At 71.6% G+C, this 24,360-nt stretch carries 25 protein-coding genes; 14 read left to right on the top strand and 11 right to left on the bottom strand.

The annotated features are described in order from the left end of the window. Window positions 1–13: 13 nt before the first annotated feature. Window positions 14–829: an MBL fold metallo-hydrolase gene (locus tag AB0367_RS20430; protein WP_366227928.1), complete on the bottom strand. Its 816-nt coding sequence runs from the start codon at window positions 827–829 to the stop codon at window positions 14–16. Then, on the bottom strand, window positions 823–1,419 hold the full coding sequence (locus tag AB0367_RS20425; protein WP_366227927.1) for a dihydrofolate reductase family protein: 597 nt from the start codon (window positions 1,417–1,419) through the stop codon (window positions 823–825). The genes AB0367_RS20430 and AB0367_RS20425 overlap by 7 nt, the downstream gene beginning before the upstream one ends. 74 nt (window positions 1,420–1,493) lie before the next feature. On the opposite strand from AB0367_RS20425, the gene AB0367_RS20420 reads away from it, so the two are divergent. Next, window positions 1,494–1,988, top strand: a complete 495-nt coding sequence (locus AB0367_RS20420) for a helix-turn-helix domain-containing protein (protein ID WP_366227926.1) — start codon at window positions 1,494–1,496, stop codon at window positions 1,986–1,988. Between the two features lie 285 nt (window positions 1,989–2,273). Further along, complete coding sequence (locus AB0367_RS20415; RefSeq protein ID WP_366227925.1) at window positions 2,274–2,828, top strand: DUF4240 domain-containing protein; 555 nt, start codon at window positions 2,274–2,276, stop codon at window positions 2,826–2,828. Here the strand turns inward: AB0367_RS20415 and AB0367_RS20410 are convergent. Further along, complete coding sequence (locus AB0367_RS20410) at window positions 2,825–4,036, bottom strand: MFS transporter (RefSeq protein WP_366227924.1); 1,212 nt, start codon at window positions 4,034–4,036, stop codon at window positions 2,825–2,827. The two genes, AB0367_RS20415 and AB0367_RS20410, sit on opposite strands and share 4 nt — an antisense overlap. Window positions 4,037–4,177: 141 nt before the next feature. Here AB0367_RS20410 and AB0367_RS20405 point away from each other — a divergent pair, with 141 nt between their 5' ends. The 7 genes from AB0367_RS20405 to AB0367_RS20375 all read left to right on the top strand — a co-directional run bounded on the left by AB0367_RS20405 (window position 4,178) and on the right by AB0367_RS20375 (window position 12,201). After that, the gene (locus tag AB0367_RS20405) at window positions 4,178–4,393 is read left to right on the top strand and encodes a hypothetical protein (RefSeq protein ID WP_366227923.1); all 216 of its coding nucleotides are present in this window, start codon (window positions 4,178–4,180) and stop codon (window positions 4,391–4,393) included. 570 nt (window positions 4,394–4,963) lie between these two features. Next, window positions 4,964–5,767, top strand: coding sequence for an AfsA-related hotdog domain-containing protein (locus AB0367_RS20400; RefSeq protein WP_366227922.1), 804 nt, complete (start codon window positions 4,964–4,966; stop codon window positions 5,765–5,767). Window positions 5,768–5,839: 72 nt separating this feature from the next. Next, window positions 5,840–6,436 (top strand): isoprenylcysteine carboxylmethyltransferase family protein, encoded by a 597-nt coding sequence (locus tag AB0367_RS20395; protein ID WP_366227921.1) that lies wholly within the window; start codon window positions 5,840–5,842, stop codon window positions 6,434–6,436. Further along, window positions 6,436–7,047: a nitroreductase family protein gene (locus AB0367_RS20390; RefSeq protein WP_366227920.1), complete on the top strand. Its 612-nt coding sequence runs from the start codon at window positions 6,436–6,438 to the stop codon at window positions 7,045–7,047. The genes AB0367_RS20395 and AB0367_RS20390 overlap by 1 nt, the downstream gene beginning before the upstream one ends. Beyond that, window positions 7,044–9,665 carry a PEP/pyruvate-binding domain-containing protein gene (locus AB0367_RS20385; RefSeq protein ID WP_366227919.1) on the top strand — a complete coding sequence of 874 codons (2,622 nt, stop codon included), beginning with the start codon at window positions 7,044–7,046 and terminating at the stop codon, window positions 9,663–9,665. The genes AB0367_RS20390 and AB0367_RS20385 overlap by 4 nt, the downstream gene beginning before the upstream one ends. A 90-nt stretch (window positions 9,666–9,755) precedes the next feature. After that, complete coding sequence (locus AB0367_RS20380; protein WP_366227918.1) at window positions 9,756–10,751, top strand: class 1 isoprenoid biosynthesis enzyme; 996 nt, start codon at window positions 9,756–9,758, stop codon at window positions 10,749–10,751. 67 nt (window positions 10,752–10,818) lie between these two features. Then, the gene (locus AB0367_RS20375; RefSeq protein ID WP_366227917.1) at window positions 10,819–12,201 is read left to right on the top strand and encodes an FAD-dependent monooxygenase; all 1,383 of its coding nucleotides are present in this window, start codon (window positions 10,819–10,821) and stop codon (window positions 12,199–12,201) included. On the opposite strand, the gene AB0367_RS20370 is transcribed toward AB0367_RS20375, so the two are convergent. Both AB0367_RS20370 and AB0367_RS20365 read right to left on the bottom strand, forming a co-directional pair. Further along, window positions 12,187–13,068: a DUF72 domain-containing protein gene (locus AB0367_RS20370; protein WP_366227916.1), complete on the bottom strand. Its 882-nt coding sequence runs from the start codon at window positions 13,066–13,068 to the stop codon at window positions 12,187–12,189. The two genes, AB0367_RS20375 and AB0367_RS20370, sit on opposite strands and share 15 nt — an antisense overlap. A 65-nt stretch (window positions 13,069–13,133) precedes the next feature. Beyond that, a complete protein-coding gene (locus AB0367_RS20365; protein WP_366227915.1) occupies window positions 13,134–13,892 on the bottom strand; it encodes a DUF4118 domain-containing protein in 759 nt (252 codons plus the stop codon). 263 nt (window positions 13,893–14,155) lie between these two features. Here AB0367_RS20365 and AB0367_RS20360 point away from each other — a divergent pair, with 263 nt between their 5' ends. Continuing rightward, window positions 14,156–15,295 (top strand): site-2 protease family protein, encoded by a 1,140-nt coding sequence (locus AB0367_RS20360; protein WP_366227914.1) that lies wholly within the window; start codon window positions 14,156–14,158, stop codon window positions 15,293–15,295. 23 nt (window positions 15,296–15,318) lie between these two features. Here AB0367_RS20360 and AB0367_RS20355 read toward each other — a convergent pair whose 3' ends face one another. Together AB0367_RS20355 and AB0367_RS20350 are read right to left on the bottom strand one after the other, a co-directional pair. Continuing rightward, window positions 15,319–15,993, bottom strand: a complete 675-nt coding sequence (locus tag AB0367_RS20355; protein ID WP_366227913.1) for a hypothetical protein — start codon at window positions 15,991–15,993, stop codon at window positions 15,319–15,321. Between the two features lie 192 nt (window positions 15,994–16,185). After that, a complete protein-coding gene (locus tag AB0367_RS20350) occupies window positions 16,186–16,431 on the bottom strand; it encodes a hypothetical protein (protein ID WP_366227912.1) in 246 nt (81 codons plus the stop codon). 153 nt (window positions 16,432–16,584) lie between these two features. Between AB0367_RS20350 and ctaD the strand changes: the two genes are divergently transcribed. Both ctaD and AB0367_RS20340 read left to right on the top strand, forming a co-directional pair. After that, entirely contained in the window at window positions 16,585–18,156 is a 1,572-nt protein-coding gene (gene ctaD, locus AB0367_RS20345) for a cytochrome c oxidase subunit I (protein ID WP_366227978.1), read from the top strand. Next, on the top strand, window positions 18,146–18,568 hold the full coding sequence (locus tag AB0367_RS20340) for a cytochrome c oxidase subunit 4 (RefSeq protein WP_366227911.1): 423 nt from the start codon (window positions 18,146–18,148) through the stop codon (window positions 18,566–18,568). Before ctaD ends, AB0367_RS20340 begins: the two co-directional genes overlap by 11 nt. Window positions 18,569–18,602: 34 nt before the next feature. Here AB0367_RS20340 and AB0367_RS20335 read toward each other — a convergent pair whose 3' ends face one another. Next, on the bottom strand, window positions 18,603–19,079 hold the full coding sequence (locus AB0367_RS20335) for a hemerythrin domain-containing protein (protein ID WP_366227910.1): 477 nt from the start codon (window positions 19,077–19,079) through the stop codon (window positions 18,603–18,605). A gap of 174 nt (window positions 19,080–19,253) precedes the next feature. On the opposite strand from AB0367_RS20335, the gene AB0367_RS20330 reads away from it, so the two are divergent. After that, the gene (locus AB0367_RS20330; protein ID WP_366227909.1) at window positions 19,254–20,384 is read left to right on the top strand and encodes a SigB/SigF/SigG family RNA polymerase sigma factor; all 1,131 of its coding nucleotides are present in this window, start codon (window positions 19,254–19,256) and stop codon (window positions 20,382–20,384) included. An 85-nt stretch (window positions 20,385–20,469) separates the two neighbouring features. Here AB0367_RS20330 and AB0367_RS20325 read toward each other — a convergent pair whose 3' ends face one another. Genes AB0367_RS20325 through AB0367_RS20315 form a run of 3 tightly spaced genes read right to left on the bottom strand, consistent with a single transcriptional unit; the run spans window position 20,470 to window position 23,599 of the window. Then, the gene (locus AB0367_RS20325) at window positions 20,470–21,156 is read right to left on the bottom strand and encodes a response regulator transcription factor (RefSeq protein ID WP_366227977.1); all 687 of its coding nucleotides are present in this window, start codon (window positions 21,154–21,156) and stop codon (window positions 20,470–20,472) included. Then, window positions 21,150–22,142 (bottom strand): histidine kinase, encoded by a 993-nt coding sequence (locus tag AB0367_RS20320; protein WP_366227908.1) that lies wholly within the window; start codon window positions 22,140–22,142, stop codon window positions 21,150–21,152. The genes AB0367_RS20325 and AB0367_RS20320 overlap by 7 nt, the downstream gene beginning before the upstream one ends. Further along, the gene (locus AB0367_RS20315) at window positions 22,139–23,599 is read right to left on the bottom strand and encodes a serine hydrolase domain-containing protein (RefSeq protein ID WP_366227907.1); all 1,461 of its coding nucleotides are present in this window, start codon (window positions 23,597–23,599) and stop codon (window positions 22,139–22,141) included. The genes AB0367_RS20320 and AB0367_RS20315 overlap by 4 nt, the downstream gene beginning before the upstream one ends. 308 nt (window positions 23,600–23,907) lie before the next feature. Here AB0367_RS20315 and AB0367_RS20310 point away from each other — a divergent pair, with 308 nt between their 5' ends. Continuing rightward, entirely contained in the window at window positions 23,908–24,351 is a 444-nt protein-coding gene (locus AB0367_RS20310) for a CBS domain-containing protein (protein WP_366227906.1), read from the top strand. Window positions 24,352–24,360 lie beyond the last annotated feature (9 nt).

Raw genomic sequence — 24,360 nt, 5'->3', positions numbered from 1 at the left:
GACGATGACCGTCTCAGTGGCCAAGGCCGCGCTCGCTTCGTTGGGCGAGGCGCTGGAGTTGCCGTTCGTGCACGCCGGCCACCCAGTCCCAGCCGTCCTTGGCCGATGGGCCGATCCGCGGGTCGCTGGGATCGTGGCCGTCGCGCAGGGCGTGCACGTACGCCCGATCCTGGTCGATCCGCGCGTGTATCTGATCAACTCCGCCGGCGGACCCGTGGCCCGGGATGAGGACGTCTACGTCGCCCGCCACGCCCTCGATCAGGCCCAGCGCGGCGAGGTAGTCCTCGATCGGGTCAGCGGCGTTCAGGTCGAGCATCGGCATCAAGACATCGGAGAGCATGTCGCCGGCGACGAGAACGCCGCGTTCCTCGATCAACAGCGCCGCATGGCCCGGGGCATGGGCCTGATGTTCGACGATGCGGACTTGCGGGCCATCCCAAGGAATCCGCGCCATCTCGGCGGGTAGACCGGTGATGAGGCCGAGCAGGTCCAGCGGTACCCGTTCGGGGATGCCGGCGGCCTTTGCGACCGCATCCACCCCGCCCGAGAGCCGATCTCGGGCAGTGGCCGCGCAGCGGGCCGTGCCATAACGAGGCGCCGCGCCGAGCCCGGCGTGCCAGAGCAGGTGATCCCAATGAGGATGCGTCGAGAAGCCTGCCACCACGGTCTGACCCAACTCGGACAGGTCGTTCGCGAGGCAGGCCATCTCGTCGCCGTGGATCCCGGCGTCGATGAGCAACACGCCGGCCCGGCCTTGCACGGCCACGGCGTTGCTCTGGCAGAACTCGCTCTCATGGACCAGCACACCCTCCGCGACCTGCCTCAGCATGGGCCGGCCTCGAGCTCATTGCGGATCGCGTAGCGGTGCATCGTGACGCCCTGCTCGAACGAGCGCTGTTCGAGCAGGTCAAGCTCGATCGGCACGTCGTACTCGTCGAACAGCGGCCTGCCGAAGCCGAGGATCGCGGGATGGGTGAAGAGCAGCAACTCGTCGAGCAGGTTGGCGCGGAGCAGTTGTGTGGCGAGCGCCGCGCCACCCACGCCGATGGTGCCGTCGGTCTGGGCACGGAGGGCGGCGAGCTGCTCGATCGCATTGTCTCCGCCGATGATCCGGGTGTTGTGATCGGCGCTGCGGCGGGTGCGAGAGACAAGCACCTTGGGCTTCGCGGTCCAGATCTCGCCGTATTCACGCAGGACGTCCGGCAGCGACGCGTCGTCGCGCGCTCGTGGCCAGTATTCCTCCATCGTCTCGTAGATGACCCGGCCCTGGACCATCAGCGCGAGCGCCCGCGCCCGCGCGTTGAACTCGCGGTGCAGTTCCTCGCCGATGCGAAGCCATTCGCCCGCACCGTTGTCCCCCGGGACCTGCTCGATCCGCAGGTCGAGGGACACGTTCATCCAATAGACGAAGCGACCCATCGTCTCCCCTTCCGCATAGTGCTTGCATTCTGCAACTACTATATTGAGAGCGAAATACCTGTCAAGGAGGAGTCGTGGAACCACGGTCCGGGTGTCCGATCAACGCCGCCGTCGAGGTGCTCGGAGATCGCTGGTCGTTGCTCGTCCTGCGCGATGTCATCTTCGGCGACCGCCGATACTTCCGCGCGCTGCTCACCGGGTCGATTGAGGGCATCGCCTCGAACATCCTCGCCGACCGCCTCAAGCGGCTCATCGATGCGGGGATCCTCACCCGGGGCACCGCCGCCCGCGGGCAGCGCGCGCGCTTCAGCCTGACCGAAGCCGGCATCCAGACGCTGCCGATCATCTATGCTCTCGGTAACTGGGGCCTCGACTGGACCTCCGGCAGCGCCGAGCTCCGAAGCCGGCAGCAGTTCATGCGCGATGCGGGTCCGGCGTTCATCGAGGAGCTCATGGACGAACTCCGCGTTCGCCACCTCGGCGCCCCGCCGAAGCCGCACGACGGCCCAGGCCCGTTCGAGCGACTCAGCGCCGCCTATGCCGCCGCTGAGCGGGAAAGCGTCGAATAGGCGCAATTGCGGAAGGTCTGATCGGACCAGGCTCCCGCCACTCCTGGCCGCATCCCACCCATGTCGCGGCGCACTCCCATGCCACGATCAGGTGCGGAACGTTCAGATGGCGGCGGCGGGAACTTGGGAGGCCCTCCCCGGCCCGGTGTGTTGCGGATGCGCGCCGGAGCGTCGGGTCCTATGGCCGGCTTCCCTGGTGGCATTCTCGGCGGGGGCGAAGCCCACGGCTACCCGCAACGATGCCGACCGCACTGGCAGGCCGCGTGGCATGGCAGGATCGCGGGCATGGCGATCATGGATCGGGACGAGTTCTGGGCAATCATCGAACGTGCACGCGAGGGCGTCGACGACACCCGGACCGGTGAAGGCGCCGAGGAAGTGGCCGAGCGTATCGGGGACCGCCTCACCGAGTTGGGCCGGGAGGCGGCCGTCGCGTTCGACCTCCGCTATGACGCGCTCGACGCGGAGTCATACGACTGGAACCTCTGGGGTGCTGCCTACCTCATGCGAGGGGGTTGCTCCGACGACGGCTTCGACTACTTCCGCGGCTGGCTCGTCGCGCAGGGCCGCAGCATCTGGGAGCGGGCACTGCGGGACCCGGACACGCTCGCCGAACTCGGCATCGATCCCGACGACGACTTCCTCGAGTGCGAGGACATGCTCAGCGTCGGGCAAGCGGCGTTCGACGAGGACGAGGACTTCTACGCCGCCGTCAACGCGGCGCGCGCCGAACTGCCCGCAGAAACGTTCAACGGGCCGCTCCTCGGCGACGACTTCGACCACGACGATGACAGTGAGGTGCGCGCCCGCTACCCCCGCCTTGCCGAGATCTACCTTTAGGCCGAGGACGGCGGCACGTCCAGGTCCACTACTTCTCTTGCCTCAGCGACGACGCGGGGGCGCAGCGCGGGAAACGCCAGCACGACCACGACCAACATGCCCAGCGCGCACGCAAGCGACGGCGCGCGCAACCCGAAAACGGCGGCCAGCGCACCGCCCAAGACCCCGCCGAGCGAACTGGCACCGCGGCCGACCAGCCGGTACGAAGCCATCACCCGCCCCAGTAGCCGATCGGGTGTGACCGCCTGGCGCAGCGAGGACGACATCACCTGCCACAAGCCCATGCCGAGCCCGGACAGGAACACTGCCACGCCGGTGACCACCACATTGGGCACGATGGCCAGGGCGCCGAGCGGCACGCCCAGCATGCCCGCGCCGCCCACCAACACGGCGGTTTCGCCGAAGCGCCGCTTTGCGCGCGGCGCGAGGAGGCTACCGACCGTCACACCGGCGGCGAGAACCGCGAGAAGGATGCCGTAGACCACCGCACTGCTGTGCAGTTCCTCGAGGACGTAGAGCACAAAGACCGACGCGAACGTCTGCAACATCAGGTTGCCGAACCCGGACATGAGCGCGACCACCCGAAGCACCCGATGGCGCAGCAGGAATCGCAAGCCTTCGACGATCCGTGTGCCCAGCCGTCCGTGGATCGTCTCGGCCGGGGGCGTGCGGCGGATGCGACGCAACAAGACGGTGGCGGCGAGGAAGCTGACGCCGTCGACCAGGAACGGCACGGACCTGCTGACGGCGAACAGCAGACCGCCCAGCGGTGGCCCGACGAACTGCGCGGTGCCGGTCTGCAGGGCGAACAGCCGACCGTTGGCCCACTCGAGATCACTGCGCGCGACGATGGCCGGAAGCAGTGCCTGCGCGGTGGCGTCCGACACCACCTCTACCGAGGCGAAGACGAACGCGAGGACGACCAGCAGCGGCAGGGTGGCGGTGCCGGACACGACGAGGGCGCCCAGCGCGAGCATGAGCAGGCCGCGCACGACGTTGACGATGAGGATCGTGCGGCGCCGGTCCCAGCGGTCGACCAGTGCGCCTGCCGGCATGCTGATGAGCAACCAGGACAGCGTCTGCGCCACGGCCACCGCGGCCACCGCCGACGGGCTGCGGGTCAGCGTCGCGGCGAGCAGTGGTATGGCGGCCTGGCGCAGCCCGTCGCCGATGCCGGAGATGCCGCTCGCCGCCAGCAGCGAGTTCATTTCGGCCCGGTTCGTTGCTGTGCTCCGCATACGGCTCACGCGGCAATTACCCTCGACATTGGTGTCGAAGGGGACATTGACCTCGATGCAAAGCTACCTGAATGCGGCAGGTATGCATGCGTTGATGCTACGGGCGGAGCTGTGCTCGTTCAAGCGCGACCAAAGCGCCGCTGGCTGCTCGCCGTCCGGATGGTCGGCCGGATCCGGGTGCCGGTCGGGGCCGAGGTCGACACCCGGGTGCTGCTCGGGACGCCGACCCCGGCCGGGCGGGCCGAACACGTCGGCGCCCGGCCGGCGGGCCGGCCGCCGAGTCCGGCCGGCGCGGCGGCCGGACTCGGCGCGGAGGACTACCGGTGACCGCGGAGCTCGTGGCCGTCGTCCGTAACGTGACCGTGCGCCACGTGCCGACCTGGGTGCAGTTTGACGATGCACACCTTTGGGAGACCGGCAACCGGTAGTAGGTGCGCCGCACCGTGGCACCGTGGACTGCGACCGGCGGCGACACCGCGGCCCGCTGCGTCGGGCCCGCCCCGAGCCAGGGCGGGTCACGGGGTGACCGCGTTGCCGCTGGCCGGGGACGAGGTCGCCGAGCGGAGAGGCCGTCGGCCGCTACGACCCGACCTGCGCCGGGGCCCGCCGGCCGGGTCGGGTGCATGTCCGCTACCTGCCGGACGACCTCGGCGAACCTCGGCCTGTCGGTCATTGAATATGCCGGTACATCATGGCCGCTTTGTTACCGCATTGTTTCGCATTCGCGGGCAACCGATGCGGGGGCTATCAGTGTAACGCCGTCAGGATGAATGGAGATCATCCGAAAGTATGACTGTGCGGCGAATTTTAACGATTTCGCCTGTATTGACGGACGCAAGTTTTGAAACCATACTTCGACTCTTCGCATCGCGTCATAGAGGTGAATGGGGAGCATTGATGCGGACGGCTCCGTTGCGCGTGGACCGGCACCATCCGTTCTTCTTCGACCACCCGGTCGACCATCTACCCGGCAATCTGCTGGTCGCCGGCCTGCTCGGGCTCGCCGACGACGTCACCGGCGGCGCGGTGCGGCGACCGGACCGGCGGCTGCGGCTCGCATTCACATTCCCGGCGTTCGGTGAGCTCGACGGGGCGGTCGAGCTGCACTGCGACCGGACCGGCGACACCCTCGACCTCACCGCCACCCAGTCCGTCGGCGGCACCGTCCGGGACATCTGCCGCGGCACCGTCACCGTGCTGCCCGGGACGGACCTTCCCGAGGTCGGGCCGGCCGCCGGGCACAGCCGCAGCGGGACCGCGACGCTCACCGCCCCCGCCGAGCCCAGGCTCGTGCACCGGGCCGACCTGAGCACCGTCATGCTGGGTGCGCCCACCGAGTCGCCGTCCGGTGAGGTCACCTGCGCCGTGCTGCGCTGTGCGACCCTCGCGGCGCCCGGCGACCTGCGGGAGCCGATCGAGGTGATCGAGGCGGCCCGGCAGCTGGTGCTCATGCTCGGCCACATCGCCAACGGTCACCCGTACGGCGTCCATGTCGTCTGGATCGACCTGAGCGCCGACATCCCGGCCGCTCCTCCCGCCGACCTGCCGCTGCGGGTGAGCTGGCGCCGACCGGCCGGGAAGCCCCGGCCGCGGACCGCGTTCGACATGGGCCTGCACGCCGGGACGGCCGACCTCGGCACCGTCCGGCTCGTCACCCACACGATGTCGCCGGCCGCCTACCGGAAGGTGAGGTCGGCGTGAGGTGCCGGCGGTGCTGAGCGTCGCGGCCGGCGACGCCGTCCTGGAGATCCCGCACCGACCGGAGTGGACCGTATGAGAGCTGCACCCTGGATCATCTTCGTCGTCGCGTTCGGGCTTCTCGCCGGTGGCGCATACGTGCACCGCGACGACCCGGCCGCGCTCGTCGTCATCGGCCTGTATGCGCTGTGGCTGCTCGTGGAGGCCCCGGTCGCACTGCGCGCCACCAACGCGCCGCAGGACGCGTGGACGATCGTGCCCTACGGCGCGGCCCGGCTCGCCACCATCGGCTGCTGCCTGCTGGTGCCGGGGGAGCGTGCCGCCTGGTTCTGGGCGACGGCCGCGCTGTTCGTCGGCGGCATCGTCCTGCGGGAGATCGCGATCCGCACCCTGGGCCGGTTCTACTCCCATCACGTAGTGCGCCGCAGCGACCAGGTCGCCGTCACCCACGGGCCGTATCGCATGGTGCGGCACCCCGCCTACGCCGGCATGATCCTGGCCCACCTCGGTCTCGTCGGGTGCTTCCCCGGCCTCGCCGCGGTCCTGGCGCTCTGCGCCCTCGTCGCGGCCATCGTGTGGCGGCTGCGGGTGGAGGAACAGGTGCTGTGGGACATGCCCGGCTACCGCGACTACGCCGTGAGCCGCAAGCGCCTGGTCCCGGGCGTGTGGTGATGGACGCGGCCGAGGTGCTCGCCACCACCCGGTCGGTGCGCCGCCGGCTCGACCTGACCCGTCCGGTCGACCTCGCCGACGTCCGCGCCTGCCTGGAGCTGGCCGTGCAGGCGCCGACCGGAGCGGGCCGGCAGCACTGGCGGTGGCTGGTCGTCACCGACCCGGCGCTGCGTTCCGCGATCGGCAAGGTCTACCGGGCGGCCTTCGAGCAGCGCTACCCACCGGACGTCACCGATCCACGCGTCCCGCCCCGAGACCTGGCCAGCGCCCGGTACCTCGCCGAGCATATCGGGCAGGTCCCCGTCCTGGTCGTGCCGTGCCTTTCGCTGCCGGGCGGTCTCGGCACCGGTAACCAGGCCGGCATCTGGGGGTCGCTGCTGCCGGCCGCGTGGAGCTACATGCTCGCCGCCCGGGCACGGGGCCTCGCCACCGCTTGGACCTCCGTGCACCTGGACCGGGAGGCCGAGGTCGCCGAGCTGCTCCGGCTGCCCGACGGCGTCCGGCAGGGCGCGCTGATCCCGACCGCGTACCCGATCGGCAGCGGCTTCCGCCCCGCGCGGCGCGGCCCGCTGGACAGTGTCATCCACATCGACGGCTGGAACGAGAGATGACGATCACGACCGTCACGGATGTCGCCGACCCGGCGCTCGTCGGGCACAAGTTCGCCCGCCTGGTCCGGATGCGGGCCGCCGGGTTTCCGGTGCCGGACCTGATCGCCGTCCCCGCGACGGCGTTCGACGACGCCTTCGCGAGCATCGAGCTCGGCGCCGGGCCCGACCGGTGGGAGCGGGCCGCCGAGGCGCTGCGGGCCGCGTCGGTGTCGCAGGAGATCCTGGACGAGGTCGCCGCCCGGTTCGGCCCCGACGCGGTGTTCGCCGTCCGGGCCTGCGCCGTGGCGTCCACGGTGGACGGTGTGGACGGTGAGGACGGCGCGGACCCGTTCGCGGGCATGAGCGACAGCTTCCTGTACGTGCCCGCCGGCCGGGTCGCGGACCGGATCGCGGCCTGCTGGGCGTCGGCGTTCGCCGCGCGGGCCGTGGCCTACCGGGAGCTTCGCGGCCTGGACCCGGCCCGGACCCGGATCGCGGTCGGCGTGCAGCTGATGGTGCCCGGCACCCGCTCGTTTGTGGCGTTTACCCGTGACCCGCGCGACGGGGCGCGGCGCACCGTCATCGCCGCCGCGCACGGCATCGGCGAGGGCGTCGTGCAGGAGAAGGCCGACGTCGACCACTTCCACGTCACCGGCACCACCGTGACCGCCGACCTGGTCCGCAAGGAACGGATGGTCGGCCCGCCCCCGGCCGGGTCGGACGAGCTCGCGCTGCTGCCCGTACCGGCGGACCTGGCCGACGCGCCGGTGCTCGACGACCGCACCGCCCGCGCCGTCGCCGCCCTCGCCGCGCGGGCGGAGGCGTTCTTCGGCGGCCCGCAGGACGTCGAGGGCACCATCACCGCCGACGGAACCCTGCACCTCGTGCAGGCCCGGCCGATGGTCATGCCCGCCGGGCCGCCGCTGTACTGGGCCAACCACAACATCACCGAGAGCTATCCGGGCGTCTCCGGCGCGCTCACCTTCTCCCAGGCGCAGGAGTTCTACCGGCGCGCGTTCGGCGACCTCTACCACCGCATGGGCGTGCCGGCCCGCACCCTCGACGCCAACCGCCACCACCTGGAGCAGCTCGTCGCGCACCTCGACGGCCGCGTGTACTACCGCCTCGCGGCCTGGCACGCCCTGCACGGGCAGATGCCGGTGTTCGACCTGGTCCGCGACGTGTGGCAGGACGGCATGGGCGTCACCGGCGAGGTCCGCCCACCCGTCACCCGGCCCCGTCGGCGGGCGTGGCTCGCCCTGCCCGGCACGCTCCTGCGCGCCACCCGCCACCCGAGGCAGGCCAGGGAGTTCCTGCGCTGGTGGGACGGCGTCATGGCGGACGCGGGCGAGCTGTCCGGGCGCACCCCGCACCAGCTCGTCGCCGCCTACCGCGAGCTGTGGGCGGCGATGAGCGTCCGCTGGGGCGTCACCCTCACCAACTCCATCTATGGGCTGCTCGCCGTCAAGGCCCTGATGCGCCTGCTCGGCCGGTGGTCGGGCGGCGCGAAGGGCCTGCTCACCGGCCTGCTCACCGGTGGGCCCGCCAACCGCTCGCTGCAGTCGGTCCGCGCCGCCGTCGCCCTCGCCGAGCTCGTCGCCGCCGACCCGGTGCTGCGCGCCGCCGTCGAGTCCGGCGAACGCCCCCGCGAGGTGTGGCACGACATCAGCACCGGCCGGCACGGCGCGCCCGTTGCCGAGGCCGCCGCCGACTACCTACGCCGCTACGGCGACCGCGCCCTGCACGACCTCAAGCTCGAACAGCCCACCCCGCGCCAGCAGCCGTGGACCCTGTTGGAGCTGCTGCGCCCGTACATCACCCAGGGCCGCACGGTCGAATCCCTGCTCCAGGCGGAGCAGCGGGCCGCCCGCCAGGCCGCCGAGGAACTCGCCGCGCGCTGTCCCGGCCGGTTGCGCCGCAGTGTCCTGCGCACCCTGTCCCGCTACGTGCGGTTCATCGCGCGGATCCGCGAGGACACCCGGTTCTGCCGCACGCAGCTGTACGGGCTCTCCCGCGACATCCTCTGGCGGCTCGGCGGTGACCTGCACGCCACCGGGCACCTCGACGACCCGCTCGACATCCGCGACCTCACCGTCGCCGAGGTCCTCGGCGCCTACGACGGCACCCTGCCGTGCGCCGCGCTGCGCGACCTCGCCGCCGCCCGGCGCCGCGAACGGCTCCTCGCCGAGACCCGTCCCGGCCGGCCCGGCCTCCTGCGCACCCCGGCCACCGGGCCGCTCGCCGACATGCTGCCCGGCGCCGTGGAGGTGACCCCGGTCCCGGCCGCCGACGCCGTCGGGGTGCTCACCGGGCTCGGCTCCGCGCCCGGCGTCGTGCGGGCCCCGGCACGGCTGGTGCTCGACCCGTCGGTGCCACCGGAGACGTGCCGCGACGCGATCCTCGTCGCCCGCGAGACCGACCCCGGCTGGCTGTTTCTGATGATGGCGGCGAAAGGGCTCGTCGTGGAACACGGCACGCTGCTGTCCCACACCGCGATCACCGGGCGGCTGCTCGGCGTGCCGACGGTCGTCGCCGTGCCAGGCGCCACCAGCCGCATCCCCGAGGGGGCCCTGATCGAGCTCGACGGTACCGCGGGCACCGTGCGCATCCTCGCCGAGGCGGACCCCTCTGGGGAGTGAGCGCGGCCCGGATCAGTTGACATCGACGCCCGCCACATCATGTGTCGGCAATGGCTCGCCTGAAGAATCGACGACTGTGGGGAGTGCGGGATGGTGGACGTTGCCGAGGTGGTCGGCGCGGTGGAGGACGACCTGACCGCGATCCTGGCGAGGCTGCGGGCCAGCGGCGACGTCGCCGACGAGGCCATGGCCGAGTTCCTCGGCAGCTTCCTGGGCAACCTGGCCGCGCGCGGCTCGACCGGTGCGGTGGACGTGATGATCCGGCTGCCGCTGCTCGTGCACGCCGCCGAGACCGGCGATCCGGCGGGCGGCCGGCTGGCGGCGCTCGTCCACCTGCTCTGGTGGGCCGCCGCGCGCTACCTCGACGACCTGGCCGACGGCGGTCCGCAGATCCGGGCCGACCCGGCGCGGTGCAACGCGGGGATCCTGGCGGCGTTGGGCGTCGGCAGCCACCTGCCGATCAGGCTCGTCGGCGAGGCCGGCATGCCGGACGCCACGAAGGTCGCGGCCCTGGCCGAGCTGTCCCGCGGATGGCTCGACGGCATCAGCGGCCAGCTGCTCGATTACACCGCCCGGCCGGCCGGCGCCACGGTCGCGTCGGTGCTGGCGAGCTACGAGGGCAAGACCGGTGCGCCGTACGCCATGGCCGCCGCGATGGCGGCCTGCCTGGCCGGTGCCGACCCGGGCAGGGTCGAGCGCTGGCGCGACGTCGGCCGCCGCTTCGGGGTCCTCCGGCAGCTGACCAATGACCAGCGCGACCTGGTCACCGGCCGGGACGAGGACATCCAAAACGGTGCCGCCACGTTTCTGGTGATGCTGCTGCTGGACGGCGTGCCCGCGGCGCAACGGCCGGCGCTGCTGGAGCTGTATGCCTCGGCGGCGACGTCGGCGGCGGCCCGGGCCGAGTTCAAGGCGCGGCTGACGGCCCCCGAGCACCTGCGCGACTACCACGGCCGGGTCGACGGGATGCTCGCCGAGGTGCACGGGGCGTTGCGCACGCTCGGCGGTGCGCATCCGTACACCGCGGCGCTGCACGCACTCGTCGACAACGCGATGCTGGCGTTCCCGCTGCCAGCTGCCAGCTGAACCGGCATCCGACAGGTCAGCAACGACGAAGAAGACATTGAAAAAGATCAATTATACTGTACGGGTCATGGCTGGTGAGGCAACCGCGGTCGTGATCGGGGCGAGCATGGGTGGCCTGCTGGCCGCCCGGGCACTCAGCGAGCACTTCGCCCGGGTGATCGTGATCGACCGGGACCTGCTGCCCGCCGCACCCGCGAGCCGCCGGTGTGTACCGCAGGGCCGGCAGCTGCACGTGCTGCTGGCCCGCGGCAGGTCGGTGCTCGAAGAGCTGTTCCCAGGCCTGTCCGCGCAGCTGCGCGACGCCGGCGCGCCCATCGTCGACCTGCACGAGCAGGTCCACTGGTACAACGACGGGTACCACATGCGGCGGGCACCGTCGGACCTCATCGGCGTCGGGGTCAGCCGGCCCCTGCTGGAGCACACGATCCGCGCCCGGGTCGCCGAGCTTCCCGGGGTGAAGCTGGTGCCGCAGACCGATGTCACCGGACTGCTCACCGACGCCGCCGGCACCACCGTCACAGGCGTCCAGGTCGCCCCGCACGACGAGCTCGAGACGCCGTACACCATCGCGGCGGACCTCGTCGTCGACGCCGGCGGCCGCGCCTCCCGCAGCCCGCGCTGGCTGGTACAGCTCGGCTACCCGGCACCGCCGGAGGACCAGGTCCGCGTCGACGTCACGTACGTCACCCGCGTGTACCAACGCTGCCCGGAACACCTCGACGGGCTGCTCGGCGCGCTGACGAACGCGGTGCCGGGCGCGCCTCGGGCCGGGATCGCCGCGGCCCTGGAGGGCGACCGGGTCGCGATCGCGCTCAACGGCATGCTCGGTGAGCAGCCGCCGACCGACGACGCGGGCATGGTGGCGTTCGCCGAGAAGCTGGCAGCGCCGCACATCGCGACGATCGTCCGGGACGCGCCACCGGCGGGCGAGCCGGTGACGATGCGGTTCCCGGCCAGCGTCCGGCGCCGGTACGAGCGGCTGCGCCGGTTCCCGTCCGGATACCTGGTCGTCGCCGACGCGCTGTGCAGCTTCAACCCGATCTACGGTCAGGGTATGACCGTCGCGGCGCTGCAGGCGCTGCTGCTGCGCCGCCTGCTCGCCGAACGCGGCACCGGGATCGCGTCGCGCTTCTTCCGTGGCGCGGCGCGGATCATCGACGGGCCGTGGGCGATCGCGGTCGGCACCGACCTGCGGTTCCCCGAGGTGCCGGGGCGGCGCAGCGCCCGCGTGCGGTTCATCAACGGGTTCGTACACCGGCTGCACGTCGCGGCCACCCACGACGCGGTGCTCGGCGCGGCGTTCCTGCGGGTGCTCAATCTCGTGCGGCCGCCGACGTCACTGCTCAGGCCGGGCATCGTGCTGCGGGTCCTGCGCGGGTCGCTGCGGGCGGGTCGCCCGGCCGGCGACCGCCAACCGGCCGGGGCGCATCTGCGTTCACTGTGGTGGTGACGCAGCGACCATGCCCATGAGCTCGGCCGCGTTGCGTTGGGCGTAGTCCTGATAGCAGTTGTTCATCAACACGTGGGTCTGTGACGTCCGCTCGGCCAGGGCGCGCAGCTTCGGGGCCCAGGTCCGCAGCTCCTTCTCGGAGTACAGGTAGCCGAACTTCTCGTGGATGTCCTTGCTCGCCCAGCGGTCGCTGTGGCCGTGGAAGCGCACCGCCGCCAGGTCCGAGGTCGCCTCGACCACCGGGGGTATCGACGAGCGGTGGCCCTGCGGCATGTCGACCACCACGTACGGCAGGTCATGCGTGCGCAGGAAGTCCAGCGTCTCGCGCTCGTTGTCGCCGTCGAACCATGACGCGTGCCGGAACTCGACGGCGATCCGCAGCGGCTTGCAGCGCGACGCCACCTCCAGCAGGGCCTGCTTGCTGGATCGGCGGATCGTGAACCACGGCGGGAACTGGAACAGCAACACACCCAGCTTGCCGGCCTCCACCAGCGGGTCGAGCGCGGTCAGGAAGCGCGACCACACGTCCTCGTACGCCTGCGCCGGCAGGTCGCGCGGGTACACGTTGGCCTTCCCGGTCTGCGGGCGGAGGTCCTTCGGCAGGGCCGTCACCTTCGTCGGGTGCCCGGTCAGCAGGCTGAACGCCTTGACGTTGAAAGTGAAGCCGGCGGGCGTGCGCTCGGCCCACAGGCGGGTCGTCTGCTCGTTCGGGGGCGCGTAGTACGTCGCGTCGACCTCGACGAGCGGGAACTGCCGGGCGTAGTAGCCCAGCCGCTGCTGCGGGGTGCGCACCTCGTCCGGGTACCAGCCCGACTCCAGCAGCGTCCGGTCCGTCCACGACGCGGTTCCGACCTTGATCTCGCCCACGTCGACTACAGCTCCCCGCGGAAGGGCCCGGGCAAACGTCCGCTCGGCACCCCCTCCGCAGGGGGTCAGGGCGAGCGGCCGGGCCCCGTGGGGCGGGCGGCGTCGAAGGCGGCGCCGGCCTGGTCGGCGAGGGTGACCGCCACGAGCCGGGCCCGCAGGGGGACGGGGCGGCCGGGGGTGGGCCGGAGCATGAACCGGCCGTAGAAGCGCCCGCCCGCGGCGACCCGAAGCTCGATCTCCTCGTCGGGAAGTTCCTCCGGGGCGAGGTAGCGCCGCAGCCCGCCCGCGGCGATGCTGCCGTCGCGCTCGAGCCGCGCCGGGTGGCCGAGCAACCGGCCGTACTCGAATCGGCAGGCGCGCAGGCCCAGCAGGTCGACCAGCTGCGCGCGCACCTGGTTGGCCACGTCCGGGCCGCCGCGGCCGGACCGGACCAGCTCGGCGGTGCGATGGATCCGGTCCAGCTGCTCGGCGTCGGTGATCGTGACGAGGCGCAGCCGGCGAGCGCGGGCCGCCAGCTGCGACACCGCCAGGCCGACGGCGAGCAGCAGCGCCATCGTGGCGAGGTCGCCGGTGCTGGCGATGCTCCACGTTGCGTACGGCGGGACGAGGAAGAAGTCGAACCACACGGCGGCGGACACGGCCGACAGGGCACCCGCCGGGCGGTTGCCGAAGGCGGCCACCGCCACGACGACCACGACGAGCACCAGGGCCAGGTTCGCGTCGGACACCGACGTGCGCAGCGGCGTCAGCGCCGCGCAGACGGCCGGCGGCACCACGAGCGCCGCGGCGAGCGCGATCCAGTCCCGACCGAGCCAACTCGGCATGGGCGCCACCGCCCCGCATGTCCGGCGGCGGGGCCGGCCCCGCCGAGCGTGCACCTCCACCAAGCGTACGGCGCCGCTCGGATGCTCCGGCCGGGTCGATGAGCCGATGGGTGGCGGCCCGCAGCACGGCGGACTTCCGTGCGGCGGCGCCGGATCCGACGCATCGGGCCGAGACCACCGCGAGGCCGCCGTTCGGCCTGGCCGGCGGCCTCGCGGCACGGGAAGATGAATGTGGGGCGCCGCTACGGGGGTCGGAGGGAGCCGTGAAACAGAACCTGCGTCTGGGAACCATCGCCGGCATCCGGGTCGGCGTGAACTGGTCGGTCGTCGTCATCATGGTCCTGCTGGTGCAGATCCTCGCCCTGACGATCATCCCGGCCTCCGCGCCTGGGCTGCCCGCCGTCGTGCCGTGGCTGCTCGGTCTCGCCGGAGCGGTCGTCTTCCTGCTCTCGCTGCTGGCACACGAGCTCGCGCACGCACTCGTCGCCCGCGCCTTCGGCATCCGGGTCGAGCAGGTGACGCTGTGGCTGCTCGGCGGGCTCGCCGAGTTCGGCCAGGAGGCGCCCACCGCCCGGGCCGACCTGCTGACCGCGGGCGCCGGGCCGGCCACCAGCGCCCTGCTCGGCGGCGGCTTCGGCGGCCTGGCGGCCGGCCTCGGCGCACTCGGCGTCCCGGCCGGCGTCGTCGCCGTCTGTGCCTGGCTGGCCGGGATCAACCTCGTGCTCGCCGTGTTCAACCTGTTGCCGGGCGCGCCCCTGGACGGCGGCCGGGTGCTGCGCGCGGTGCTGTGGCAGTGGCGCGGGGACCGGCAGCGGGCCGCCCTCGCCGCGACCAATGCGGGCCGCGTGATCGGCGTCGGCCTGATGGCCCTCGGGCTCGCGCAGGTCGTGGCCACCGGCAATTTCGGCGGCCTCTGGCTCATCCTCGTCGGGTGGTTCCTCATCGCGGCCGCGACCGCCGAGGCCGCCAACGAACGCTACCGCGCCCAGCTCGGCCGGACGCCCGTGTCCGCGGCGATGCAGACCATGGTCCCGTACGTCGGCACGGGCAGCAGCGTGGCCGAGGCCGTGGCCGCCGCCGACGCGGTGCCCGGCAAGTACGTCATCGCGCTGCGCACCCCGGACGGGCGCCCCGGCGGCCTCGTCCGCCTGGCGGAGCTCGCCCGCGTCCCCGCGGCCGAGCGCGCCGTCACACCGGTGTCCGAGGTCGCGAAGCCGGCCACCGCGGTGACCGTGGTCGAGGCGTCCCAGCCGCTCGCCGACGTGGCCAATCTGGTCTCGCGCGCCGGCACCGCGCTCGTCGCCGACAGCGGCGCGCTCGTCGGCCTCCTGGAGTCCGCCGACGTCACGCACGCCGCCGAGCGGGCCGCCCTGCACCCGGGCGGCGCGCCCGGCGCCCGCTGACCCCGGCCGGGTGGCCGGGACGGTCAGCGGTTGATGGTGAAGTCGACCGGCGCGCTGATCTTCGTCCCGACGCGGGCCACGACCTGATACGTGCCGGGCGGTGCCGGGGTCTTGGCGAGCGCGCACTCGTGCGGCGTGATCCGGTAGCTGCTCCACGGGTAGCGGTACCGCACCGCGTCGCCGGCCGCGAAGGCGCGCACGTCGCTGGTGTGGCCGGTGCCGGTGCGGCAGTCGTCGGAGGAGTACAACAGCGCGCCGTTGTGCAGGACCTGGATCTCCTGTGCGCCCGAGCCGAGGTCGCGAGAGCACCAGTCGTCGGCCTTGGAGACGATGGCGACGCTGAACGTGAACGTCCCGCCCACCACGCCCGGCGACGGGCTGGCGGCCACGGTGACGGCGATCTGGTCATCGCCGCACGGCGTGACGTTGCTCGGGGGCGGTCCGTGGACCGCCGTCGGCGTCGTGCTCGTGTCGGTGGTCGCCTGCACGAATGATGGTGAGGGGAGGTCGCCGGGGGCCGAGGTGCCCGAGGCCCCCGTCCCGCTCGTCGGCGCCGTGGGCGCGCTGCTCACGGCGGCCGGAGTGCCGCCCGAGCCGCGCACCGCGAGCCAGCCGAGCAGCACCAGAATGGCGGCGCCGACGGCGACGAGCGCGCGGCGACGCCAGTAGACGGACGGTGGGTGAGGTCCGACGGTCATGCGCATCGCCGGTCGTTGCATTCGGGCAGTTTGCCAGAACCATCGCCGCCGCATGGCCCCGGCACGCCATGACAGTGCGCTACCAGCGCGCGAACCGGTCGGCGAACCACGCGGGATCGTCCAGCCACGGAAAGTGACCGCCCCCGGCAGCACGGCGAGCTCCGCGTCCGAGAACAGCGCGGCGTTGGTTGGTCAGCCCCTGAGCTCCAGGTGGAGGCTGGTGTGGTCCAAGGTCCGGGGTAGCGGGGTCCGCAGTGGGCCGAAGCGGTTCAGCAGTACCGCGATGAGGGTGCTCGTCGTCAGCAGCATCACGTTGCGCCCCGGGCACCCGGTCGGCCCGGCGCCGAACGGGAAGATCGACCAGCTGCGCACCCGGCCGGAACCGGCGGTCACCGACTCGACCCGATCGCCGGATTCGCCCGGCGGAGGGGCTGCCACGTGTTTCACCCGGCCGCGTGAGGGAAGCGCGTCGGCGGGAAGCCGATGAAGGGGGACGTCCGGCGGATGCACAACGCCAGCAGGATCATCGAGCCGCCGCGGGCCGGGGCGCCGATCGTGCGTCGCACGCTGCCGGGCAACGTGTTCACGCGCATGCTGCGCACCACCGACGCGAAAGACGTCGGGGTGCTGTATCTCGTGACGTCGTTCGTGTTCTTCATCATCGGCGGGGTCCTGGCGATGCTCATGCGGGCCGAGCTCGCCCGGCCGGGCCTGCAGTTCCTCTCGCCGGAGCAGTACAACCAGCTGTTCACCGCGCACGGCACGCTCATGCTGCTGCTGTTCGCCACCCCGCTGGTGTTCGGCTTCGCCAACTTCGTGGTGCCGCTGCAGATCGGCGCCGCCGACGTCGCGTTCCCGCGGCTCAACGCCCTGTCGTACTGGCTGTTCCTGCTCGGCGGCACGCTGGTGGTCTCCGGGTTCGTCACGCCCGGCGGCACGGCCGACTTCGGCTGGACGGCGTACGCCCCGCTGAACTCCCTGCGGGACTCCCCGGGCATCGGCAGCGACCTGTGGATCATGGGCCTGGTCGTCTCCGGGCTCGGCACGATCCTTGGCGCGGTCAACATGATCACCACGATCCTCACGCTGCGCGCGCCCGGCATGACGATGTTCCGGATGCCGATCTTCACCTGGAACATCCTGCTCACCGCACTGATGGTGATCATGGTGTTCCCGATCCTCGCCGCCGCCCTGCTGGTGCTGGAGGCCGGCCGCAAGCTCGGCGCGACGGTCTACAACGCCTCCACCGGCGGGCCCATCCTGTGGCAGCACCTGTTCTGGTTCTTCGGCCATCCCGAGGTGTACATCGTGGCCCTGCCGTTCTTCGGCATCATCAGCGAGATCATCCCGGTGTTCAGCCGCAAGCCGGTCTTCGGGTACAAGGGCCTCGTCGGGGCGACGATCTCCATCACCGTGCTGTCGATGAGCGTGTGGGCGCACCACATGTTCGCCACCGGTCAGGTGCTGCTGGTGTTCTTCTCGTTCGCGAGCTTCCTCATCGCGGTGCCGACCGGGATCAAGTTCTTCAACTGGATCGGCACGATGTGGCACGGGCAGCTCACGTTCGAGACGCCGATGCTCTTCGCCGTCGGGTTCCTGGTGACGTTCCTGTTCGGCGGCCTGTCCGGGGTGATCCTGGCCAGCCCGCCGCTGGACTGGCACGTGACCGACACGTACTTCGTCGTCGCCCACTTCCACTACGTGCTGTTCGGCACGATCGTGTTCGCGGCGTTCGGCGGCGTGTACTTCTGGTTCCCGAAGATCACTGGCCGGATGATGGACGAGCGCCTGGGAAAGCTGCACTTCTGGACCATGTTCGTGGGCTTCCAGACCACCTTCCTGGTCCAGCACTGGCTCGGCGGCCGCGGCATGCCCCGCCGGTACGCCGACTACCTGCCCACGGACGGCTTCACCCTGCTCAACACGATCTCCACCATTGGCGCGTTCGTCCTCGGCGCCTCGACGCTGTTCTTCATCTGGAACGTGTGGCGTTCCTACCGCTTCGGCCGCGTCGCCGGGGTCGACGATCCGTGGGGCCACGGCAACGCGCTGGAGTGGGCGACCAGCTGCCCGCCGCCGCGGCACAACTTCGAGTCGCTGCCGCGGATCCACTCCGAGCGGCCGGCGTACGACCGCAGGCAGGAGCACGCCGGTGCGCACTGAGGCCCGCTTCTTCGGCCTCCTGGCGGCCGTCATGCTGACGTTCACCATCGTGTACTGGGTGATGACCGCCGCGATCATGGGCCACGCCGAGCGGGTCGGCATCGTCGCGCTCGGGCTGACGACGGCGCTGCTGGCGCTGATCGGCGGCGACTGCTGGCTGGTCTCGCGGCGCATCCCGCCGCGCCCGGAGGACCGCGGCGACGCCACTCCGGCCGACGGCGCGGGCGACGTCGGGTTCTTCAGCCCGTTCTCGTACTGGCCGCCCACCATCGGCCTGGGCGCCGGCGTCCTCGCGCTGGGCGTCGCGCTGTGGCAGCTGTGGCTCGCCGGTGTCGGCCTGCTCCTGGCCGTCACGTCGGCCGCGGCCATGCTGTTCGAGTATTACACCGGGGCGAGCCGCGGCGAGTCGTGACGGCCCGCCGCCCGCCGTGTCCGCGGCCCGTGCCTCACGCCGCCGTCGCGGCCCGCCGCTGCAGGTCGAGCACCTGCGCCGCGAGGTCCAGCAGCCGGCCGGGCCGCACGTGCCGGCGCAGGTGCGCGAACTCGTAGCGCTCCTCGTACCGCGCGTGGCGCAGCGCCGCCTCGCGCAGCCGCACGACCGCCTCCTCGAAGCCGGGCGCGTCCATCCCCGCACCGGCGAGATCCTCGAGCATCTCGCCCACCTGCCGCTCCTCGGCGAGGCGGTCCTCGACCACGACGTCGCCGGCGCCGGGCACCTCCCGGGCAACGGGATGCACGATCTGCCGCTCGGCCTTCTCGTGCAGCGCGAGCAGCCGCACCAGTTCCTCGAACACCTCCCGCCGGGCGTCGCCGGTGCCGACCGCGACGAGCAGGAACAGCTCCTCGATGCGGGCGTGCTGGGCCAGCAGCACGTCGACGAGGTCCTCGGTGCCGTTGCCCTCGCGCTCCTGCGGATCGAACATGCGCCATCGCCTCCCGGCATCGTGGACCGCTGCGCCCTACCCGCCGCCCAGGCCGGCAAACCGCGGATCGGCCCGCGTTGCGTTTATTGCTGATTTCCGGTAGTTTGTCCAGCCTCCGGACGGGGTAGCCCGTATCTTCGTGCCCAGCCAGGGCGCCGGGGGGAGGTGTGTGCCATGGACCTGGCCGTGGCGTTGTCCACCCGGCGCAACGAGAGCCTGCTGGAGCTGACCGGCGTCCTGGACTACGCCTCAGTGCCCTACCTGCGGCAGGTCGTGTTCGAGCGCCTCGACGCCGGATCCCGGCGGATCGCGCTGGAGGGCTCCGGCCTGCGCCTGCTCGACGCGGCCGCGATCAAGGTCATGACGTACCTCCAGCGCCGCGCCGGCCAGCTCGACGGCGACGTACGCCTGACCGGCACCGCCGGGACCGTGCTGAGCGCGGTGGAGATCGCCGGGGTCGCCAAGCAGCTGGGCGCCTACGACAAGCTGGACTGGCCGGTCACCCAGCGCCAGCGTCACCCGGTGGCCCTGGAGGAGCTGCACGTCGGCCACGGCCACTGGCCACCGGACGTGACCGAGCTGCTCGCCAGGATGCACCGGCTCGACCCGGACGACCCGCGGCGGCGGCGCATCCGCGACGAGGTGATCGAGGCGTGCCTGCCCACGGCGCACCGGCTGGCCCGCCGCTACGGCGGGTCCGGCGAGCCCCTGGCCGACCTGGTCCAGGTGGCGGCCCTGGGGCTGGTGAAGGCCGTCGACGGCTTCGACCCGGCGCGCGGCATCGAGTTCGGCGCCTACGCCACGCCGACGATCGCCGGAGAGATCAAGCGGCACTTCCGCGACCGCACCTGGGGCGTGCGGCTGCCGCGCCGCCTGCAGGAGCTGCGGCTGCAGGTCGCACACGCCCGCGACGAGCTCACCCAGCGGCTGGGCCGCTCGCCGACGGTCGCCGAACTGGCCGCGCACCTGAGCACCGGCGAGGAGGACGTCATCGAGGTGCTCGGCTCCGGCGACGCGTACCGGCCGGTCTCGCTCGACACCCCGACGCACACCGCCGAGGAGTCGACCACCATCGCCGACACGATCGGCGGCGAGCCGTCGGAGTACAACCTGGTCGAGTTTCGCGAGGCGCTGCGCGTGCTCATCGAGCGCCTGCCGGAACGCGAGCAACGCATCCTCGCCATGCGCTTCTACGGCAACCTCACCCAGACCGAGATCGCCGCGCGGGTGGGCCTGTCGCAGATGCACGTCTCGCGGCTGCTGGCCCACTCGCTGGGCTTCCTGCGCCGGCGCCTCAGCGAGTGACGACCGGCGCCGGCCGCGGCAGCAAGCCGGGCCGCAGCGCCGCGACGGTGATTTCGGCAATCGGCGGCGCCGGCGGGATGGTCGATCAGGCGGAGGGAGTCGGCGGTCTGGGTCGGTTCGCGCCTACGAGGCCGGCTTCGTAGGCGACGATGGCGGCTTGCACGCGGTTGGTCAGGGCGAGGCGCAGCAGGATGGCGCTGACGTGGGATTTGACGGTGCCCTCAGAGAGGAACAGCTCGCGCGCGATGTCCTGGTTGGACATGCCCCGGCCGACGAGCGCGAGTACGTCGCGCTCTCTCGGGGTCAGCGTTTCCACCTGGTGACGTGCGGTGTCCGCCCGGGTGAGACGCCCGTCGCTGAGTCGGGCGATGACCTTCTGCGCGATTCTCGGTGACAGGTAGGCCGCACCGTGGGCGACAGCCCGTACCCCGATGATCAGTTCACGGGGGTCGGCGGCCTTGAGCAGGAAACCGGTGGCTCCCTCGGTGAGCGCTCGAGAGACGTAGTCGTCCTCGTCGAAGGTGGTCAGCATGATGACAGCGACCTCGGGCGCGACCGCGCGCAACTCCGCGGCCGTGGACAGGCCGTCGAGGTAGGGCATGCGGATGTCGAGCATCGCGATGTCCGGCCGGTGGGCACGTACCAGCTCGATCGCCTCGCGGCCGTCGGCTGCCTCGGCGACGACGGTGATCTCCGGGTCGGTGGTCAGGATGGATCGCACACCGGCCCGGATCATGGCCTCGTCGTCGGCCAAGATCACTCGGATCACCAGTTTGCCTCCCTCTCGCCTCCGCCGTGGGGGAAACGCGCCGTCACGGTGAACCCGTCATGGTGTGGCCCGGCGTGGAGTGTGCCACCGATCAGCCGCACCCGCTCACACAGGCTGACTAAACCGCTACCGCCGTCCGACGGTCGTGGCCTGGCGCCGACACCGGTGTTCCGCACCGTCACGATGAGATCGTCGGCGGTCCGCGCGAGATGGACAAGCACGTCGGCGCCGGGTGCGTGCCGGGCGGCGTTGGTCAGCGATTCCTGCACCACTCGGTGCACGGCCCTGTCGACCAGTGATGGCAACATCGTCAGCTCCTCGTCGTGGCGGAACTCGACAGCCATTCCCGCGCCACGTGCGCGAGCTACCAACGCCTCTACGGTCTCGTTCGGCGGCGTGGTCGCCGCGCTGCCCGCGCCGGTCTCGCGGAGCAGTCCGACGGTGTGGCGCAGCCGGTCGGTCGCGGTGACCGCCGAGGTCCTCAGCTCAGCCGCTGCCCGCTGATTCGGTTCTGTCATGTCGGCTGCCAGTTCGAGGGCTCCGGCGCGGAGGGCCATCAACGCGAGTTCGTGGCCGAGCGAGTCGTGCATGTCCGCGGCGATCCGGGCACGTTCCTGCATTTTGGCCTGTTCCGCGACCAGTTCACGCTCGCGTTCGAGGTGGGCGATACGCTCCCGGCCGGCCAGCACGAGTTCGGCCTGCTGCCGCCGGAAGCGACCGGCCAGCCATGGCAGCACCACGAACAGGCCGAGGGCCATCAACGCTCCGGCGCTCTTCCAAAAGGCTGGAGCAAGATAGACCAGCGTCGGAGTAACGGCGGCTACCAGGAACAGCCAGTCATGCTGCTCGGGCAGGTGCCGTCCATGCAGGTAAGCGGTGACGGCGAGCACCCCGAACAGCAGCTGACGCCACGGCGGGACGTGGTCAAGGTACAGCCCGTTGACCACGCCGGTCCCTACGATCGCCGCCAGGATCGCACGGTTTCTCACCGCGTCGAGGCTATCGACCGCAGTCCGAGCAGCCGCAGCACGGTGGTGACCGTGCCGGCTGCCGCCGCGACGGCGACGGCGAACGTCAGAGGGGCAGCGAAGTACGTCAGTTGCTCCCAGGTGACCGTCCGTCCGTTCATCAAGAACGAGATCAGCGTCGGGCACCCGGCGAACAGCGGCAGCGGGAGCAGACCCGGGGCCAGGCGAAGCCCGATCCGCCAGGCCGGACTCCCGGTGCGCCGGTTCGCCCAGCGACGCGACCGCACCACGCCGAGTCCCCCCAGCATGGCCGCGACGAACGCGACGAGACCCAGGGTCAGTTCGATCCGCTGCCGCCACCCGCCGGGCACCGTCGGGGTTCTGCCTTGGCTGATCGCGACGAGGCCGGCGAGTATCTCGTACGCGTCGTCGTAGAGGCTGGCGCTGTTCGTCATGACGGCGAACCCGTATCCCGTGCCGGGAACGATCGCCTCGACGGCCGTGTAGGTGAACAGGTTGCCGGAGTGCACGAGCAGGCTGGTGCCATCCATGGTCTCCCGACCCCAGCCCATCCCGTAGTCGCGAACCTGCGAGGAGGCGTGCATGGTGTTCAGACTCCGCGGTGTCACCAGTTGCGGGCCGTTGCCGGTCTGGCTGATCAGCCACTTACCCACGTCCGTCGCGGTGGTGACGACACCGCCCGCACCGCTGCCATAGGGGACGTCGCGCAGTTCCGGGCGCGCCACCCACACCCCGAACAGCGAGTTGAACCCCCGAGCCGGCCTGACCACCCGGTCGCCGACCGTGCTGTCCGACATTCCCAGCGGCCCGAACACCCGTTGCCTCAGGTAGTCGCCGAACCTCGCACCGCTGGCGACTTCGACCAGCCGGGCAGCCACTTCATAGTTGGCATTGCAGTATGCCCACCGCGTACCAGGCTCGGCGGCGAGAGTCCCGGTGTCGAGCGAGGCCACATATCCGGCGAGCGAGCTCGCGGACTCCGCCTCGCGAATGTCGATGGTGGCGTCGGACAGGCCAGACGTCTGATTCAGCAACTGCCGCACGGTGATCCGCCCGGATCGAGAGTCGGCCATGCGGAACCCGGGCAACTGCCGGGCGACCGGCTCGTCCAGCGAGATCCGGCCATCGTCCACCAGTGTCATGACCGCCATCGCGGTGAACGACTTACTGACTGAGGCGACCCGCATCGGTGTATGCGCCGTGACGGGTTCACCCGCCGAGTCGTGTCCGTAGCCACCGGCGTACACGACTTCACCCTGGTGGGTCACGACGACAGACATCCCCGGCAGCGCCGTGGAGTCCATCGCCTGTACGAGGTAGCTGTCGATGGCCGAGACAGGCGGCTCGCCGCCAGCAGGCGCGGCGAGCGTCGTGACAGACGACAGGAGCAGCGGGGACAGCGCGAGAGACACGGCCAGGCAGGTTCTTCCCGCCCATCCGCTGGGCTTGCGTTTCATGAAAGCCACGCTAGGAATGGACGGCACCTGCGCGTATCTGGCGATCCGCCAAGACGACCCCTGACGAAAGTAGGAACTGGACCCGGTCAAGCGCTGGCCTTCAATGGACGGCAAGGGTGAGTGATCACCAATGAGTCCGAAGAGCACCTTGACTGACGAGCTGTATCGGGCACGGCGGCGGCCGTGATGTCCGCCGATCGTCTGATGATCGCGAACGGGAAGGTCCGGCTACACTCAACCGGCGGGCCGCCTGGACCCCGGGTGCGGCAGTTGTGCGGGACGGCCGCGGTGCGGACCTGGGAGGTGGCGTGCTGGTCAGCGACGTCATGACGGCGTTCCCGGCCTACATCAGGCTCGGCGCGACCATCCGGCGGGCGGCCGAGGTGGTCAGCGTGTCGGAGGTCGGCCAGCTGATGGTCCTGGACCACGACGGCCGGTTCGTCGGGTCGCTGTCCGAGGAGGATCTGGTCCGGGCCATGCTGCCCGGCTTCGACGACGTGACCGCCGCCGGTGGCGCGCTCGCCGATGCGTTCCGGATCTTCCTGGAGCGGGGCCGTGCCCTCGCCGACCGTGTCATCGACCCCCTGGTCGTGCGCGACGCGGCGACGGTGCGATCGACCGACGAACTCGCCCGCGCGGCGATCGTGATGCTCGACCGCGGGATCCGAAGGCTTCCGGTGGTCGACGAGGGGACGCTCGTGGGCACGCTGTCCCGGGCCGATCTGTGCCGTGCGGTGATCTACCATTCCTGAACTCAGGCT

The organism is Dactylosporangium sp. NPDC051484, from assembly GCF_040689395.1.
Lineage (GTDB): Bacteria > Actinomycetota > Actinomycetes > Mycobacteriales > Micromonosporaceae > Dactylosporangium.
The sequence above is the reverse complement of the archived record's forward strand: the minus strand, read 5'-3'. Positions and strand labels throughout refer to the sequence as shown.